The organism is Pandoraea captiosa (assembly GCF_902459775.1).
In the GTDB taxonomy this organism is placed as follows: Bacteria; Pseudomonadota; Gammaproteobacteria; order Burkholderiales; family Burkholderiaceae; genus Pandoraea; species Pandoraea captiosa.
Genome location: NZ_CABPSQ010000007.1, coordinates 228,390 through 244,949, shown reverse-complemented (window position 1 = coordinate 244,949; position 16,560 = coordinate 228,390). Strand labels below are relative to the sequence as shown.

At 62.7% G+C, this 16,560-nt stretch carries 15 protein-coding genes; 13 read left to right on the top strand and 2 right to left on the bottom strand.

Annotation, left to right across the window (positions count from 1 at the left end):
* The first annotated feature begins 22 nt into the window (after positions 1–22).
* From PCA31118_RS18555 to PCA31118_RS18500, 12 genes are all read left to right on the top strand, one after another.
* Positions 23–742, top strand: a complete 720-nt coding sequence (locus tag PCA31118_RS18555) for an SDR family NAD(P)-dependent oxidoreductase (RefSeq protein WP_150626564.1) — start codon at positions 23–25, stop codon at positions 740–742.
* 60 nt (positions 743–802) lie between these two features.
* Positions 803–2,041, top strand: a complete 1,239-nt coding sequence (locus PCA31118_RS18550; RefSeq protein ID WP_150626563.1) for a dienelactone hydrolase family protein — start codon at positions 803–805, stop codon at positions 2,039–2,041.
* Between the two features lie 173 nt (positions 2,042–2,214).
* Positions 2,215–3,339, top strand: coding sequence for a porin (locus PCA31118_RS18545; protein ID WP_174990521.1), 1,125 nt, complete (start codon positions 2,215–2,217; stop codon positions 3,337–3,339).
* A 154-nt stretch (positions 3,340–3,493) separates the two neighbouring features.
* On the top strand, positions 3,494–4,447 hold the full coding sequence (locus PCA31118_RS18540; RefSeq protein WP_150626562.1) for an MBL fold metallo-hydrolase: 954 nt from the start codon (positions 3,494–3,496) through the stop codon (positions 4,445–4,447).
* 111 nt (positions 4,448–4,558) lie between these two features.
* Positions 4,559–5,566 carry a 1,2-phenylacetyl-CoA epoxidase subunit PaaA gene (gene paaA / locus PCA31118_RS18535; protein WP_044457357.1) on the top strand — a complete coding sequence of 336 codons (1,008 nt, stop codon included), beginning with the start codon at positions 4,559–4,561 and terminating at the stop codon, positions 5,564–5,566.
* Between the two features lie 101 nt (positions 5,567–5,667).
* Positions 5,668–5,964, top strand: coding sequence for a 1,2-phenylacetyl-CoA epoxidase subunit PaaB (gene paaB / locus PCA31118_RS18530; protein ID WP_044457358.1), 297 nt, complete (start codon positions 5,668–5,670; stop codon positions 5,962–5,964).
* 64 nt (positions 5,965–6,028) lie between these two features.
* Positions 6,029–6,832: a 1,2-phenylacetyl-CoA epoxidase subunit PaaC gene (paaC, locus tag PCA31118_RS18525; protein WP_150626561.1), complete on the top strand. Its 804-nt coding sequence runs from the start codon at positions 6,029–6,031 to the stop codon at positions 6,830–6,832.
* Positions 6,833–6,878: 46 nt separating this feature from the next.
* Complete coding sequence (gene paaD, locus PCA31118_RS18520) at positions 6,879–7,457, top strand: 1,2-phenylacetyl-CoA epoxidase subunit PaaD (protein WP_174990526.1); 579 nt, start codon at positions 6,879–6,881, stop codon at positions 7,455–7,457.
* A 32-nt stretch (positions 7,458–7,489) separates the two neighbouring features.
* On the top strand, positions 7,490–8,578 hold the full coding sequence (gene paaE, locus PCA31118_RS18515) for a 1,2-phenylacetyl-CoA epoxidase subunit PaaE (protein ID WP_150626559.1): 1,089 nt from the start codon (positions 7,490–7,492) through the stop codon (positions 8,576–8,578).
* Between the two features lie 179 nt (positions 8,579–8,757).
* Positions 8,758–9,549, top strand: coding sequence for a DUF1835 domain-containing protein (locus PCA31118_RS18510; RefSeq protein WP_150626558.1), 792 nt, complete (start codon positions 8,758–8,760; stop codon positions 9,547–9,549).
* A 9-nt stretch (positions 9,550–9,558) separates the two neighbouring features.
* Positions 9,559–10,215: a TetR/AcrR family transcriptional regulator gene (locus PCA31118_RS18505; protein WP_150626557.1), complete on the top strand. Its 657-nt coding sequence runs from the start codon at positions 9,559–9,561 to the stop codon at positions 10,213–10,215.
* 254 nt (positions 10,216–10,469) lie between these two features.
* Complete coding sequence (locus PCA31118_RS18500; protein ID WP_150626556.1) at positions 10,470–11,126, top strand: GNAT family N-acetyltransferase; 657 nt, start codon at positions 10,470–10,472, stop codon at positions 11,124–11,126.
* A gap of 132 nt (positions 11,127–11,258) precedes the next feature.
* On the opposite strand, the gene PCA31118_RS18495 is transcribed toward PCA31118_RS18500, so the two are convergent.
* Positions 11,259–11,747, bottom strand: a complete 489-nt coding sequence (locus tag PCA31118_RS18495) for an Lrp/AsnC family transcriptional regulator (RefSeq protein ID WP_044457364.1) — start codon at positions 11,745–11,747, stop codon at positions 11,259–11,261.
* Between the two features lie 285 nt (positions 11,748–12,032).
* Entirely contained in the window at positions 12,033–12,251 is a 219-nt protein-coding gene (locus tag PCA31118_RS18490; RefSeq protein ID WP_150626555.1) for a hypothetical protein, read from the bottom strand.
* A 622-nt stretch (positions 12,252–12,873) separates the two neighbouring features.
* Here PCA31118_RS18490 and PCA31118_RS18485 point away from each other — a divergent pair.
* On the top strand, positions 12,874–16,446 hold the full coding sequence (locus PCA31118_RS18485; RefSeq protein WP_150626554.1) for an indolepyruvate ferredoxin oxidoreductase family protein: 3,573 nt from the start codon (positions 12,874–12,876) through the stop codon (positions 16,444–16,446).
* Positions 16,447–16,560 lie beyond the last annotated feature (114 nt).

Here is a 16,560-nt window from a genome sequence, read left to right as displayed (position 1 = left end):
CCGAACCGACGAGGAAATACCCATGCAAGTCGAAGGATCCATCGCTTTCGTGTCCGGCGCCAATCGCGGTGTCGGCGCATGTTTCGTGCAAACGCTGCTGGCGCATGGCGCGCAGAAGGTCTACGCCGGGGTTCGGGACGTCGCGTCGGTGCCCACGCACGACAGCCGCGTCGTACCGGTGAAGCTGGACGTCACCAACGCCGAAGACATCGCGCACGCCGCGGCGCTCGCCCGTGACGTCAATCTGCTGGTCAACAACGCGGGCATCAACCTGAGCGTGCCGCCCTTCTCGGCCGGTCACGTGGACGCCGCTCGGGCGGAGATGGAAGTGAACTACTTCGGCACGCTGAACATGACGCTGGCTTTCGCGCCCGCGCTCAAGCGCCATGGTGGCGCACTGGTCAACGTGCTGTCGATTCTGGCGCGCGCCACATTGCCCGCGATGACGTCGCTGAGCGCATCCAAGGCCGCCGCACTGCGCATGACCGAAGGCATGCGCGCCGAACTCGCGGCGCACGCCGTGCGCGTGCTTGCCGTGATGCCCGGCGCGATAGACACCGATATGTCGCGCGACGTTGACGACATGCCCAAGCTCGCGCCGTCCGAAGTCGTGCTCGCCACACTGGCCGCGCTCGGCGACGGCACCGACGACGTCTACGTCGGCGACATGGCCGCACAGATCGCCTCCGGGTTGGCGACAGACCGAGGCGCCGTGCTGCGGTTACTGGCTGCGAACGGCTGACCGATCGCCCGGATGATCTGAATCATCCGAATCGAATTTACGCATGGAAAGGAGAAAGTCATGACTGGACAAACGATCGAAATCGCCGCGGAGGACGGGAAGTCGTTCTCGGCCTACCTGGCCACCCCGAAGGAGGGCAAGGGTCCGGGGTTGATCCTGTTGCAGGAGATCTTCGGCATCAACGGGTTCATGAAAGAGACCGCCGACCGCTTCGCGGAAGAAGGCTACGTTGTCGTGGTGCCGGATCTGTTCTGGCGCATGGCCCCGGGCACCGTACTCGGTTATGGCGAGGCCGACTTCGCACGCGCTCTTGAACTGAACGAAGCGCTGGATCTGGGTAAAGCCATCGAAGACGTGGGCTCAACCATCAAGGCGCTGCGTGCACTGCCCCAGCAGATCGGCAAGATCGGCGCCGTCGGTTATTGCCTGGGCGGCAAACTGGCCATGCTGGCTGCGGCGGCAACGGACATCGATTGCGCTGTGAGCTACTACGGCGTTGGCCTCGAAGCCTTCCTGAACGAAGTGCCGCAGATCCGTTGTCCGATGGCCTTCCACTTCGCCGAGAACGATGCGTTGTCGCCGCCCGCCGTGCGTGAGCGGGTGATCGCCGCGTTGTCGGAAAATCCGCAAATCGAGCACTACGTGTATGCGGATTGCGACCACGCGTTCGCCACGCCCGAGCGTGAGCACTACAACAAGCCCGCGTCGATCATGGCCTACTCGCGCACTATCGGCCTGCTTCGCAAGGTACTGGGTCCGGTGTACGACCTGAATGCCCTCTGGGAGCTGCACTGCTATCACGAGTTCGACTCACGCGACGTCGACGCGATCATGCCCACCATGATCGAAGCCCCTTACGTCAATCACATTCCGACGATGACCGGCGGTGTGGGCCACGACGAGCTCAAGCGCTTCTACAAGTATCACTTCGTGCATGCGAATCCCGCCGATACGCGATTCATTCCGATATCGCGCACGATTGGCGCCGATCGTATCGTCGATGAGTTCATCTTCTGCGCAACGCATGACCGCGAGATCGACTGGATGCTTCCGGGCATCGAGCCCACCGGGAAATACATCGAAGTCGCCATGCTCGCGGTGATCTGCTTTCGCGGCGACAAGCTGTACAACGAGCACATCTACTGGGATCAGGCCACCGTACTCGTACAGACCGGTCTCCTCGATCCCACCGGCTTGCCTGTCGCAGGCATCGAAACCTCTCGCAAACTCATGGATGAGAGCTTGCCGAGCAACACGTTGATGCGCAACTGGTCGTCGAGCGAAGGTAAGCCGATCTAACGCATGCCGATTTAGCGCGTGCCGAGCGTGCCGATCTAACGCGTCAATGACTGCCGACGGATGCGATATCCGTTCGGCAGGCAATTAGTAGTCCTTATAGATAAACAAAAAAACTGACCGCCACGATGTGGCGACTTCTCGTCCCGCAACTCGATAACGATACGGGTGTTCCTATGAAACTCCGGTTTGGATGTCTCGCGATCCTCATGACGGTGTCCGCGCCCGCGCTGGCGCAAAGTTCCGTCACCATTTACGGCATCATCTCCGATGGCATCGGCTATTTCAGCAACCAGTCAGGAAGCTCGACGGTTCAGTTGGTGAGCGGGGCGAATCAGAACAATCGACTGGGGTTTCGCATCAATGAAGACATCGGGGGCGGATGGGCCACCGTCGCCACGCTGGAAAACGGTTTCGACATCAATCAGGGCAAGTTCGGTCAGGGCGGGCGGATGTTCGGGCGTCAGGCGTTCGTGGGCCTGTCGAGCCGGACGTACGGCACGCTCACCATCGGGCGGCAGTACGACGTGCTGTGGGACTATCTGGATCGCATCGAACCCCAGGCCATGGGCCCGGGTCTGGCGACCAGCATCGGCAGTAACGACAACATCGAAGGCAACTTCCGCTACAGCAATTCCGTGAAGTACAAGAGTCCGGAATGGAACGGGCTGGAGTTCGAAACGCTGTACGCGTTCAGCAACAAGGCCGGGGCATTTCAACAGAACCGGGCTTTCAGCGCAGGCATCAACTACACCTGGGGTGGGCAACGGTATGCCGTGACCTACCTGAACATCGATCATCCGGGCACCGCCAATCCGTCAGGCGCCGTGAGCGACGATTATTCGGGCGGCGCGTTTCAGTTGTTCCATACGAGCCCGGTGAATTCCAGCGTCGGCGTCGAGCGTCAGCGTGTTGTCGCCGGGGGCGCCGAGTACGCGTTCGGCAATACTCGCCTCGGTGGCATCGTGTCCGATGTCAGGTACTCGTATCTGGACGGCACCAGCCTACATCTGAACAACTTCGATCTCACCGCGGTGTACAACGTGAGTCCGGCGCTCGCGCTGTCGGCCGCCTACGTCTACTCGATGGGCCATTACGGCGGCATCGACGCATCGTCGCACTGGAATCAGGGCCAGTTGAGCGTCGATTACTTTCTGTCAAAGCGGACCGATCTCTACGCCTACGTCAACTATGTGAAGGCGACCGGGCCGCTGGCCACGGCGGTGCTGTTCCTCGCTTCAGCGCCGTCGAGCAACAAGGAGCAGACTGCCGTCGTCGCGGGGATTCGTCACCGCTTCTGACGTCGCGACCAGCGGATGCACCGGCCCGCTCAGGCGGGTCGGGCACATCCGGGCGCATCCAGGCATCTCGCGACCTCCCGCCCTCCCGACCTCCCGACCTCCCGACGAACGGCGCGCCTGCGACACCCGGGCCGTCGATCTGCGACACACGAACATGACATACGAAATCTCCGAGAACACCGCGCAACCCATGGCCTTCGAAATGAAGGTGGGGAAAGTGGTCGTCACCGTCGTTGTGGAATCTTGCGCGCCGCTGCTCGCGCTAAGCGAAATCTTCCCGAATGCGACCGAGACGATGCTTGACGACATCCGCAGCGGCGACACCGATGCGTGGTTCGACAAAGCGAGCGACAAGCTCGTGGTGGCGATCCAGGGGTTCGTCGTACGCAGCGAAGGAAAGATCATCATCGTCGACACCTGTGTCGGCGACTGCAAATCGCGTGTGCGCGAAGTGTTCGATCAGGCCACGCAGGGTTGGTTGCAGCGGCTCGCCGACAGCGGCGCGCCGCCGGAGCAGGTCGACTTCGTCGTCTGTACCCATTTTCACGTCGATCACGTGGGGGGCAATACGCGCAAGGTCGAGGGTCGTTGGGCGCCCAGCTTTCCCAATGCGCGATATCTGTTCGTCGACGCCGAGCTGGACTTCTGGCGAAGCGAAGGCGGCCGCGCGGGTATCGCGCGAACCGGCGACTATATGGACGACAGCATCGCGCCGATACTTGAGGCGGGCCTCGCGGATATCGTGTCGGGCGATCACCGGATCACCGGCGAAGTCCGACTCACGCCCACGCCGGGGCACTCCCCCGGTCACGTCTGTGTCGTCATCGAAAGCGGCGGCGAGCGCGCCATCCTGAGCGGCGACATGTTTCACTCGCCGTTGCAATGCCGCCACCCGGCGCTGAGCACGCGGTTTTGCGATAACCCCGAACAGTCGGCGGCCACTCGCATCGCCTTTGTCGAAGGCAACGCCAATCAGCCCACGCTGGTGATTCCTGCCCATTTCCCCTTCCCGACGGCCGGACACCTGTGCTGCGACGGGCACGGCACCCACTTCCGGTTTGTCGACCCGGACACGCTCACGCGGATCGACACCAACCTCCCATCGTAGGAAGGCCCGCGCGGCACACCTCCTCGGCCTAATGGAAAACATTTATTGACCGACCGGCCGGTCGGTTTATAATGCGTTCCATATCCCCACATGCCGCGGAGGCCTTCCTCTATGTATACGCAAGCCATCGACCTGGCCGGCAACAGCCCCAAGGGCGTTCGTGCCCTGAGTGAGGCCGAGCAGGCACAGCAGGCTCGCTTCGACGCGCGCGTTGCCGCCGAACAGAAGATCGAGCCGCAGGACTACATGCCCGCCGAGTACCGCAAGACGCTCGTGCGCCAGATCTCGCAGCACGCACACTCGGAAGTCGTCGGCATGCTGCCGGAGGGCAACTGGATCTCGCGCGCACCCAGCCTCAAGCGCAAGGCGATTCTGCTCGCCAAGGTTCAGGACGAAGCCGGTCACGGTCTCTATCTGTATTCCGCCGCCGAGACGCTCGGCACGTCGCGCGACCAGATGATCGACGCCCTGCACTCGGGCAAGGCCAAGTACTCCAGCATCTTCAATTACCCCACGCTCACGTGGGCCGACGTCGGCGTGATCGGCTGGCTCGTCGACGGCGCCGCCATCATGAACCAGGTGCCCCTGTGCCGCTGCTCGTACGGTCCGTACGCGCGCGCCATGATCCGCGTGTGCAAGGAAGAGTCGTTCCACCAGCGTCAGGGCTTCGACGCCCTGCTCGCGATGATGAGCGGCACGCAGGCCCAGCGCGACATGGTGCAGGAAGCCGTGAACCGCTGGTGGTGGCCGGTGCTGATGATGTTCGGTCCGAGCGACAAGGAATCCATTCACAGCACGCAGACCATGAAGTGGGGCATCAAGCGCATCTCGAACGACGACCTGCGTCAGAAGTTCGTCGATGCGGCGGTCGAACAGGCCAAGGTGCTCGGCGTGACCTTCCCGGATCCCGACCTGAAGTGGAACGAAGCCCGCAAAGCGCACGATTACGGCGAGATCGACTGGAGCGAATTTTGGCGCGTGGTCGGCGGTGACGGTCCGTGCAACAAGGAACGGGTAGGCACCCGCGTGGCCGCCCACGAGAAGGGCGCCTGGGTGCGCGAAGCCGCGCTCGCCTACGCCGCCAAACAGCGTCAGCGCGCCGAGAAGCAGGCCGCCTGACGCAACCCAGGCAAGCTGGGCAACCGGACAACGACGCGATCAGGGAAGACGTTCGGGCGCAACGCGCGCGCAACGCCCCTCACAAGACATCAGGAACGATCATGACGCAAGCAAGCAACAAGGAATGGCCCCTCTGGGAAGTGTTCGTGCGCAGCAAGATGGGCCTCGAACACAAGCACAGCGGCAGCCTGCACGCCGCCGACGCCGAGATGGCGCTGCGCATGGCGCGCGACGTCTACACGCGCCGCCAGGAAGGCGTGAGCATCTGGGTCGTGCCGTCGAGCGCCATCACGGCGTCGGCACCGGAAGACAAGGCCGAACTCTTCGATCCGGCCGCCGACAAGATCTACCGTCACCCGACCTTCTACCAGTTGCCGGAAGAAGTGAACCACATGTAAGCGGCTGCGCGCCGTCGTGCGATGTCCGCACACCGACGGTGCGCCCCAAGCGAGACCCCAGAACATGAAACCGACGCAGGAACATCTGTCCTATCTGCTGCGCCTCGCCGACAACGCGCTGATCCTCGGTCAGCGCAACGCGGAATGGTGTGGTCACGGCCCCGTGCTCGAAGAAGACATCGCGCTCACGAACCTGAGCCTCGATCTGATCGGCCAGGCGCGCATGCTCTATCAGCACGCCGCCAAGCTGGAGACGGCACTCACCGGCTTCACGAAGCAGGAAGACGACTACGCCTTCTGGCGCGACGAATTCGCCTTCCGCAACTGGACGCTCGTCGAACTGCCCCACTACGGCCCGACGGCAGGCACCACGGCCGCCGAGCGCGACTACGCCGTCACCATCGTGCGCAACTTCCTGTACTCCGCCCTGATGGTCGAAGTCTGGCAGGCGCTCGCCCAGTCGGCGGACGAAGAACTTGCCGCCATCGCCGCGAAGTCGGTCAAGGAAGCGCATTACCACTTGCATCACGCGCGCGACTGGCTCGTGCGCTTCGGCGACGGCACGGAAGAATCGCACCGCCGCGCGCAGGCGGCCCTCGACTATCTCGTGCCTTACATGAACGAGATCTTCAAGCGCGACGCCCTCGAAGACGCCGTTGCCGCTGCGGGCACGGGTGTCACGATGGCCGACCTGAAAGACGCCTGGCAGGCCACCGTCGACGACGCCCTCGCCGAAGCAACGCTCACCGCGCCGGTCGGCGGCGCCTTCGAGAGCACGGGCAAGTTCGGGCGTCACTCCGAGCATATGAGTTATCTGCTCGGCGAGATGCAGGGACTGGCACGCCAGCACCCCGGCGCAAGCTGGTAAGCCACGCGCGCACCTCATGCACATGACGAACCCGTTTGCCGACGCGATGACGAATCTGCCGCTCACCCCTGCCGTTGCGCCCGATGTGCTGACGCCGGCCTCGGAGGCGTCGCTGCCGCTCGCGTGGCAAACGCTCGAAGCCGTGCCCGATCCGGAGATTCCGGTCGTGTCGATTCGCGAACTCGGCATTTTGCGCGACGTGCGCGTCGTCACGAACGAGGAAGGCGCAACGGCATTCGAGATCGTGATCACGCCGACGTATTCCGGCTGCCCGGCGATGCAGCAGATCGCCGAGGACATCGCCGCTGCCATGACGCGCGCAGGGCTCGGCCCCTGGCACGTCAAGACGGTGCTCGCGCCCGCCTGGACGACCGACTGGATCAGCCCGGAAGCGCGCGAAAAGCTGCGTAGCTATGGCATCGCTCCGCCCACTGGCGCGCAAGCGGTATCGGCCGATGCGCCGCGCAAGATCACGTTCTACGGCCGTCCGAAAGACGGCGTGCCCTGCCCGCATTGCGGTTCGGTCGACACGGAAGTCGTGTCCGCCTTCGGCTCGACCGCCTGCAAGGCGCACTACCGTTGCCGCACGTGCCAAGAGCCGTTCGACTACTTCAAGCCATATTGATTGGCCAGATTGACCCGATTGGGAAGCCCACGATGACGACCCCGCAATTCCATTCGCTGACGATTCGCGAAATCCGGCCCGAGACCGCCGACGCCATCTCCATCGCCTTCACGGTGCCGGAAACGCTGCGTGAGGCCTATCGCTTCACGCAAGGCCAGTTCCTCACGCTCAAGACCGAGATCGACGGCGAAGAAGCGCGTCGCTCCTATTCGATCTGTGTCGGCGTGCCCGAATACGAAGCCTCGGGCGAACTGCGCGTAGGCATCAAGCGCGTGCCGGGCGGCAAGTTCTCGAACTTCGCGAACGACCAGTTGAAGCCGGGCCAGCAGATCGATGTCATGACCCCGGACGGCCGTTTCTTCACGCGCCTGTCGCCCGACCACGCCAAGCATTACGTCGGCTTTGCCGGCGGCTCGGGCATTACGCCCATGCTCGCGCTCATCAAGACCACGCTGGCAACCGAGCCCAACAGCCAGTTCACGCTCGTGTACGGCAACCGCTCCGTGCCGGCGATCATGTTCGCCGAAGCGCTCGAAGACCTGAAGAACACGTATCTCGGCCGTTTGCGTCTGTATCACGTGCTGTCCGACGAAGCGCAGGAAGTCGAGCTGTTCAACGGCCTGCTCAACGAAGAAAAGTGCGCCGCGTTCCTCGAGACGCTGATCCCCGCAGCGAGCATCGACGAGGCCTTCATCTGCGGCCCCGGCCCGATGATGGACGCCGCCGAAGCGGCCCTGACGGCGGCCGGCGTTGCCAAGGAAAAGATCCACGTCGAGCGCTTCGGCGTGCCGTCGCCGCAAGCCGGTGTGAAGCCGGTCGTCATCACGGACGACACGCCGATGGCCGAGCTGGTGGTTGTCATGGACGGCAAGGAACGTCGCCTGCGCCAGCCGTACGAAGGCCAGAGCATTCTCGATACCGGGCTTGCCGCCGGCCTGTCGCTGCCTTACGCCTGCAAGGGTGGTGTGTGCTGCACGTGCCGCGCCAAGGTGCTCGAAGGCGAAGTCGCCATGGAAAAGAACTACACGCTGGAAGACTACGAAGTCGAACAGGGCTTCGTGCTGACGTGCCAGGCACGCCCGCTCACGGAGCGCGTCGTGGTGAGCTACGACGAGCGATAGGACGCGACGGGAATCGATAGGAGGCGACGGCATCCAATGTCGAACGCCTGTTTGCCGTAGGATGCGAACGCCACGTTATCGCAGGCGAAACAGACGCGAAATTCCGCCAATGCCCTGATTATTTCCGGCATTACGGGAGCGTCAACCCGAGGTTGCGGGAATACCGTAAACTACCGGGCATGAATACCATCCATGTCGTCTGTGGCGATATCGCCGCGCAGCAATTGCGCGCGGCGATGGCGCAAGCGCAACGCGCCGACCCCGTCCTCGTTCTGCGTGACGATCTGGCCGTCGGCCCGTTGCGCGAGATCGACGAGAACGAACGGCAGCGTGCCGCTTTCTGGCAGCGCGTCATGCCGTCCGCCGGACGCGATTACGCCGGTGAGTTGCGTGAGGAACTCGCTTCCCTGCAACGGCTGGCCGAAGGCGACAACCCGGTGGTTTGCTGGCATGGCGACAGCGCGTCGGATCAACTGACATTGCGACGGGTGGCGTTCATGCTGCGCGGCACACCCGGACGGCTGAACGAAGTCCTGCTGCGTGGCAGCGATCTGAGCGGCGCCACCGGCGGTGCGGCCGACACCCATCGGCGCACGAGCGTCGGCATGTATGCGCCGGAGGTGCTCGCCGGGCGGCTCGGACGCGCAGCGCCGATTTCCTTGTTGCGCATCGGCCGGCTGTCGCTGGAATGGCGGGCGCTCAAGCAAGTGAATACGCAGGTACGTCGCTGGGTCCACAACACGTTCGAAGGCGCGACGTTTGCCGAAATCGACGACCAGATTCTGACGCGCGCCCCGGTCGTCTGGACGCCGATGGCCGCATTTCTCGGTGAGTTGATGCCGCGCATCGAAGGGTTTTTCGCCACCGACAGTTTTCTTTTGTGGCGCTGCCGCGAACTCGGTGCGGCAGGCCGGCTAGCGCTACGCGGCGACACCACGGCCGCCGCCGCGTGCGATTTACGACTGGAGTAACCCCCGTTTATGGCACGTACCAAAGCGCCCGATCACGAATCGCAGCGCGAACAGATTCTCGATGTCGCCGCCGACGCCTTTGCGCGCGCGAGCTACCCGAGCACATCCATGTCCGAATTGGCCGCTGCCTGCGGCACGTCCAAAGCGCGCCTGTATCACTACTACGCCAGCAAGGACGCCATCCTCTTCGATCTGCTCGAGCGCTACACCAAGCGTCTGATGCTGATCGTCACCGAGGTCGAAGCGCTCGGTCAGCGACGCGGCCTGTCGGAGCGCGACACCTTCCACGAGCTGATCCGTGCCTTTCTGGACGAGTACGAGACCTCCCAGACCCGTCACATCGCGCTGCTCAACGACGTGAAGTTTCTCAATGACGAGCAACGCGAGATCGTGCTCAATCGCCAGCGCGATGTCGTGGCCGCCTTTGCGCGCCAACTCTCCCGCGCCTTCCCCGAGCGGGTGGCGAAACACAACCAGACCGCCCTCACGATGATGCTGTTCGGCATGATCAACTGGACGTTTACCTGGCTCAAACCGGGTGGCCGCATGCGCTATCGAGACTTCGCCAATGAGGTGATCGCCGTACTCGAACACGGTCTGGCGACGCCGCTCCCGGATGGCCCCGATACCGGAGTCGCCGCGTCGGCAGCCCCTTCCCAGGTGTGATTTCGCCGAAAGTTAGCGAATACTCACTCTCAAATAAAGGGCGTTGATTCGCCCTTTTTTGTTGCCTCGCAGCAACGACAGGATCTCGCAGTTGCGGCTCCCCATCCTGAAAAGACGCCGTTCTTCAGGGACTTAGATGCTTCCCTCCACGGCCGGCAATTAATTTCCTAGGGTTTTTACCTATCCGATCAGGTATAATTCTTTTGCGTCGCACAATTGGGTCGACGCACTAAAGAATACCTAAGGATTACGCCATGACTTCCCCGAATCACACGCCCGACGTCGCACGCGCGACGGTTGCCGCCAACGAGCGGTCGAGCGTGCTGATTCGTGAGCTGACGTCCGGCGACATCCATCGGCTCCAGCGCCACTTTCTGGCGCTCGGCGAGGAAGACCGCCTGCTGCGTTTCGGTCAGGCGGTGTCCGACGACGTGATCACGCGTTACGTCGCCAGCATCGACTTCTCCCGTGACAGCGTGTTCGGCGTGTACGACGACAACCTCGCGCTCGTCGCCGTCGCCCACGTGGCGCAATTGCCGGAAGGCAAGAACGGCCGTGTCGCGGAGTTCGGTGTCTCGGTGCTCGAATCGGCGCGTGGCCGTGGCATCGGTTCGCGTCTGTTCGAACGCGCAGCGATCCACTGCCGCAACAAGCGCGTCGACACGCTGTATATGCACTGCCTCTCGCGCAACGCTCGCATGATGCGTATTGCCAAGAAGGCCGGCATGCAGATCAACTTTGCGTACGGCGAAGCGGACGGCTACCTGAGCTTGCCTCCGGCCGACACGCACTCGATGCTCTCGGAAATGATGCAGGAGCAGATCGCTGCCTTCGATTACGCGCTCAAGCGCCAGCTTCGCAATGCACGCCGACTGGTCGGCGCCCTTCTGCCGAATCAGCGCGCCGCCTGAACTCGGGCTGCGCCCAGGGCGGCAATAGCAGCGATATCTGCGACGTCCACGACATTCGCGACATTGAGCCCTCCATGAAAAACCCGGCCTTGGCCGGGTTTTTTGTCTTCGTCAAAATAGCGCTGACGCAAGTTACGGCAGCGGCAAGGCCGTCGTCTCTTTCAACTGATCGAGAACGAAGCTGGTTTTGACGTCCACGACGCTCGGATGCACGAGCAGATGGTTCTGCATGAAGCGTGAGAAGTGCGCCATGTCGCGCACGTGAACACGCAGCAGGTAATCCATGTCGCCGGCCATCGCATAGCAGCCAACGACCTCCGGCCAGGACTCGACCACGCTACGGAAATGTTCGATGACCGAGCCGCCCTCGCCGTCGCCGGGATGCCGCTTGTCGAGTCGCACGTTGACGTAAGCCAGCAAGCCAAGGCCGAGACGCGTGGGCTCCAGCAGCGCCACGTAGCCGCGAATCACGCCCGCCTCCTCCAGGCGGCGAATACGGCGCAGACAGGGACTCGGCGAGAGCCTGACCTGCTCGGCGATTTCGAGGTTGGACAGGCGGCCGTTGCTTTGCAGCAAGGCAAGAATCCGCCGATCGATCTTGTCCAGTTCCAGTTTTGACATATCTCTCCCTGTTATTGGTATTTATGCGCAATATTATTGCGCAAAACGCCACTTATAAGGAAGTGTAAGCCAAAAAAACGTGGTTACAAGAGATTACAGCGGAGATTACAGCTGAGACGGCATCGCGTCGATCGGCCGACCGGCCGTGCCTGGGGAAAAGAAAAAGGCGCTCACCTGATCAGGCGGCGCCTTGCGGGTCGGGCGTGTCACGCGGTTCGTCGGGTATGGCCGCGACAGCGTTGCACGCGGGTGGCTCGGGCCGAAGTGTCTGACGGGAACGTCAGATTAACGGCGCTGGAATTCTCGCGGATCGATCGTGCGCTGGTCGAGCGGGCCTTCGTAACGCTGCGGCGTTGGCGTGGTGCGCTGCTGCATGTGTTGCGTGATGGGGGTGGGTTCGGCCGTCTTGTCGCGTGCCAGTTCATCGGCACGTGCGACGCTCACTTCCAGGGTCAGGAACGAAGCGGAAACCAGCAGGAATTTGGCGATGTTTCGTTGATTCACAGTGACTCCTTCTTACGTATCGCTTTGTTGTTGCTGCGTGCTTTCCAGACACGCTATGAATGTACCGAACGTGACAATATCGAAAATGTGACGCATCGGGTAACGCATTAGTGGGCATTCTGCCCGCTCCGTTCCCATATGCCCCGCACCGTTACACGTTGTTACCCGCATGTCAGAAGGCACCGACAAACGTACGGTTGCCGACATAATGGCGACACAATGCCGCCATTTTGAGGCAAATTCCCAAAGCAAATGTGCGGCCCGATCCCGCACTGGCCACCCGGCACAGGGCGCGCGTCCGATAAGTGTCTCTGACAGGGTTTACGCCAGACGCCTTACGTTTACGTAAACGTCATAATCCTCGCTATACTGCCCGCGTTCGGTAACCGATAAGACGTGACCACCACCGTCAGGCAACGCCATGACACCGGTGCTACCATAGGTCCGACTGGCATCAGCACTACGAAAAAAGGCCCCGCCCACCGAGTGACATCACATGCGTGAGTCCTTCGAAAAACGCGACAAAAAGGCCGGCATTCACGCTGCCGTCCTGCTTCACAAGAGCGGGAGGGGCAGGAAGTTTTGGCGATCCCAAAATCAGTGAGAGTGAGGAGCACACCCCATGAACGCCCCCGTCAATCCGAGCTTGCTGGCCGCACTGGAGTCGGTCACGCTCGACGACAAATACACGCTCGAGCGCGGTCGCGCCTACATGAGCGGCATTCAGGCGCTAGTCCGACTACCGATGTTGCAGCAAGCGCGCGATGCCGCCGCCGGGCTCAACACTGCGGGTTTCATTTCGGGCTATCGCGGCTCACCGCTCGGCGGTCTGGATCTGTCGCTATGGAAGGCCAAGCAGCACCTCGCCGGTCATAACATCGTCTTTCAGCCCGGTCTGAACGAAGACCTTGCCGCCACGGCCGTGTGGGGCTCACAGCAGGTCAATCTGTATCCCGCCAAGTTCGATGGCGTGTTTTCCATGTGGTACGGCAAGGGTCCCGGCGTCGATCGCTCGATGGACGTGCTAAAGCATGGCAACTCCGCCGGCTCGTCCAAGCACGGCGGTGTGCTGGTCCTTGCTGGTGACGACCACGCCGCGAAATCCTCCACGCTCGCGCACCAGTCCGAACACGTCTTCAAGGCGGCGGGCATTCCGGTGCTGTTCCCCTCGAACGTGCAGGAGTATCTCGATTACGGCCTGCACGGCTGGGCGATGAGCCGCTATTCCGGTCTGTGGGTCGCCATGAAATGCGTGACGGACGTGGTCGAATCGTCGGCCTCGGTGATGATCGACCCGCACAACGTCGACATCCGCCTGCCGGACGACTTCGTCATGCCGCCCGACGGCCTGAATATCCGCTGGCCCGATCCGCCGCTGGTGCAGGAAGCGCGGATGATCGACTACAAGTGGTATGCCGCGCTCGCGTATATCCGCGCCAACAAGCTCGATCGCGTCACCGTCGACTCGCCCAATGCGCGCTTCGGCATCATGACCGGCGGCAAGGCCTATCTCGACGTGTGTCAGGCGCTGGCCGATCTCGGTCTGGACGACGACACGTGCGCCCGCATCGGCATTCGTCTGTACAAGGTAGGCTGTGTGTGGCCGCTCGAAGCGCAGGGTGCGCGCGCGTTCGCACAAGGGCTTCAGGAAATTCTGGTGGTCGAGGAAAAGCGTCAGATCCTCGAATACCAGATCAAGGAAGAACTGTACAACTGGCGTGACGACGTGCGCCCGCGCGTGTATGGCAAGTTCGACGAAAAGGACGGCGCCGGCGGCGAATGGTCCGTGCCGATGGCCAACTGGCTGCTGCCCGCCCACTACGAACTCTCGCCGGCGCTGATCGCCAAGGCAATCGCCACGCGCCTGGAAAAGTTCGAATTGCCGAGCGACGTACGCGAGCGCATCGCCGCACGCCTGCGCGTGATCGAAGCGAAGGAACAGGCGCTGTCGAAGCCGCGTATCGCCGTGGAGCGCAAGCCGTGGTTCTGCTCGGGCTGCCCGCACAATACGTCGACGAACGTGCCCGAAGGCTCGCGCGCCATTGCAGGGATCGGCTGCCACTACATGACCGTGTGGATGGATCGCAAGACGGACACTTTCTCGCAGATGGGCGGCGAAGGCGTGCCGTGGATCGGGCAGGCGCCGTTCTCGTGCGACGAACACATTTTCGCCAACCTCGGTGACGGCACCTACTTCCACTCGGGTCTGCTCGCCATTCGCGCTGCGATCTCGTCGAAGGTCAATATCACCTACAAGATTCTGTACAACGATGCGGTCGCCATGACCGGCGGCCAGCCGGTCGACGGCACGCTCACCGTGCCGCAGATCGTGGCGCAGGTCGCAGCAGAAGGCGCGGAGAAAATCGTCATCGTGACGGACGAGCCGGAGAAGTACGACGGCGTGAAACTCGTGGGCGACGTTCCCATCTATCACCGCAGCGAACTCGACCGCGTGCAACGCGAATTGCGTCTGGTGAAAGGGACGTCGATTCTGGTCTACGACCAAACCTGTGCCACCGAAAAGCGCCGCCGCCGCAAACGTGGTGCGTACCCCGACCCGGCCAAGCGTGTCGTCATCAACGAATCGGTTTGCGAGGGTTGCGGCGACTGCTCGGTGAAGTCGAACTGTCTGTCGGTCGAGCCGCTGGAGACGGAGTTCGGCACGAAGCGCCAGATCAACCAGTCCACCTGCAACAAGGACTTCTCGTGTCTGAACGGCTTCTGCCCGAGCTTCGTGACCGTCGAAGGCGGCCAGCTTCGCAAGCCGAAGACGGCGCAGGTCGACAGCAGCGGCCTGCCGCCGCTGCCGGAGCCGGCGCTACCCAACATCGCACGTCCGTACGGCATTCTTGTGACCGGTGTGGGCGGCACGGGGGTCGTCACCATCGGCGGTCTGCTCGGCATGGCTGCGCACCTCGAGAACAAGGGCGTGACGACGCTCGACGTGACCGGCCTCGCCCAGAAGGGCGGTGCGGTGACGAGCCACGTGCAGATTGCGCTGCAACCGGAAGACATTCACGCCACGCGCATTGCCATGGGCGATGCACGCGTGGTGATCGGCTGCGATGCCATTACCACCGCCAGCGACGACACGCTCTCGCGCGTGCAGCACGGTGTGACGAACATCGTCGTGAACAGCGCGCATACGCCAACGGCCGAGTTCATCCGCAATCCGAACTGGCGCTTCCCTGGCGCGAGCACGGAGAACGATATCCGCGCGGCTGCCGGTGAGAACGTCGATTTCGTCGACGCCAATCATCTCGCGCTGCGTCTGCTCGGCGACACGATCTACACGAACCCGTTCGTGCTGGGTTACGCGTGGCAAAAGGGTTGGGTACCGCTGTCGTACGCGGCGCTCATTCGTGCCATCGAACTCAACGGCGTGGCCATCGAGAAAAACAAGCAGGCGTTCGAATGGGGCCGCCGCGCCGCGCACGATCTGGCGACGGTGCGCAAGCTCGCGCAGCAGAACGAAGCGCCGTCGTCGGCGACCTCGGCCTCGGGCGGCAAGCTGATCACGCTGCACTCGCCGCGTGCGCTCGACACGCTGATCCAGCGTCGCTACGACCAGCTCGTCGCGTATCAGGATCGCGCTTACGCGGAGCGCTTCAAGCAGACGGTGGATCGCGTGCGCGCCGCGGAATCGGCGCTGCCCAACGATGCGTCGCAAATGCCGTTGACCGAAGCCGTCGCCCGCGCGCTCTACAAGCTCATGGCGTACAAGGACGAGTATGAAGTCGCGCGTCTGTACACCGACCCGGCCTTCATGCAAAAGATCAACGAGCAGTTCGAAGGCAACTTCTCGCTGCGCTTCCACCTGGCGCCGCCGTCGCTCGCCAAGCACGACGACAAGGGGCATCTCGTCAAGAAAACCTACGGCCCCTGGATGATGAAGGCGTTCGGCGTGCTGGCGAAGTTCAAGGGACTGCGCGGTGGTGCGTTCGACATCTTCGGCAAGACGGAAGAGCGTCGCACGGAACGCGCGCTGATCGGCGAATACGAGACGCTGGTGAACGAACTGGTGTCGGGCCTGAACGAGCACAACGTCGCGCTGGCCGTGCAACTCGCGGAACTGCCGCAAGAGATTCGTGGCTACGGCCACGTGAAGGAGCAGAACCTTGCGGCCACGCGCATCAAGTGGACGAAGCTGCTCGCACAGTTCCGCGACGGTGGCTCGCACCGCGTAGCGGCGTAATTCGGCGGCGTACCGAAACTGTCGCCCATCAAAAAATCCCGCCAGCGCGTGAGCGTCTGGCGGGACTTTTTTTGCCGTATCGGCCGACGCATCATCGATGCATCATGGCCTCAT

Coding starts and splice junctions, on each gene's coding strand:
- PCA31118_RS18555 (WP_150626564.1), top strand. CDS start 23: ATGCAAGTCGAAGGATCCATCGCTTTCGTGTCCGGCGCCAATCGCGGT.
- PCA31118_RS18550 (WP_150626563.1), top strand. CDS start 803: ATGACTGGACAAACGATCGAAATCGCCGCGGAGGACGGGAAGTCGTTC.
- PCA31118_RS18545 (WP_174990521.1), top strand. CDS start 2,215: ATGAAACTCCGGTTTGGATGTCTCGCGATCCTCATGACGGTGTCCGCG.
- PCA31118_RS18540 (WP_150626562.1), top strand. CDS start 3,494: ATGACATACGAAATCTCCGAGAACACCGCGCAACCCATGGCCTTCGAA.
- paaA (WP_044457357.1), top strand. CDS start 4,559: ATGTATACGCAAGCCATCGACCTGGCCGGCAACAGCCCCAAGGGCGTT.
- paaB (WP_044457358.1), top strand. CDS start 5,668: ATGACGCAAGCAAGCAACAAGGAATGGCCCCTCTGGGAAGTGTTCGTG.
- paaC (WP_150626561.1), top strand. CDS start 6,029: ATGAAACCGACGCAGGAACATCTGTCCTATCTGCTGCGCCTCGCCGAC.
- paaD (WP_174990526.1), top strand. CDS start 6,879: ATGACGAATCTGCCGCTCACCCCTGCCGTTGCGCCCGATGTGCTGACG.
- paaE (WP_150626559.1), top strand. CDS start 7,490: ATGACGACCCCGCAATTCCATTCGCTGACGATTCGCGAAATCCGGCCC.
- PCA31118_RS18510 (WP_150626558.1), top strand. CDS start 8,758: ATGAATACCATCCATGTCGTCTGTGGCGATATCGCCGCGCAGCAATTG.
- PCA31118_RS18505 (WP_150626557.1), top strand. CDS start 9,559: ATGGCACGTACCAAAGCGCCCGATCACGAATCGCAGCGCGAACAGATT.
- PCA31118_RS18500 (WP_150626556.1), top strand. CDS start 10,470: ATGACTTCCCCGAATCACACGCCCGACGTCGCACGCGCGACGGTTGCC.
- PCA31118_RS18495 (WP_044457364.1), bottom strand. CDS start 11,747: ATGTCAAAACTGGAACTGGACAAGATCGATCGGCGGATTCTTGCCTTG.
- PCA31118_RS18485 (WP_150626554.1), top strand. CDS start 12,874: ATGAACGCCCCCGTCAATCCGAGCTTGCTGGCCGCACTGGAGTCGGTC.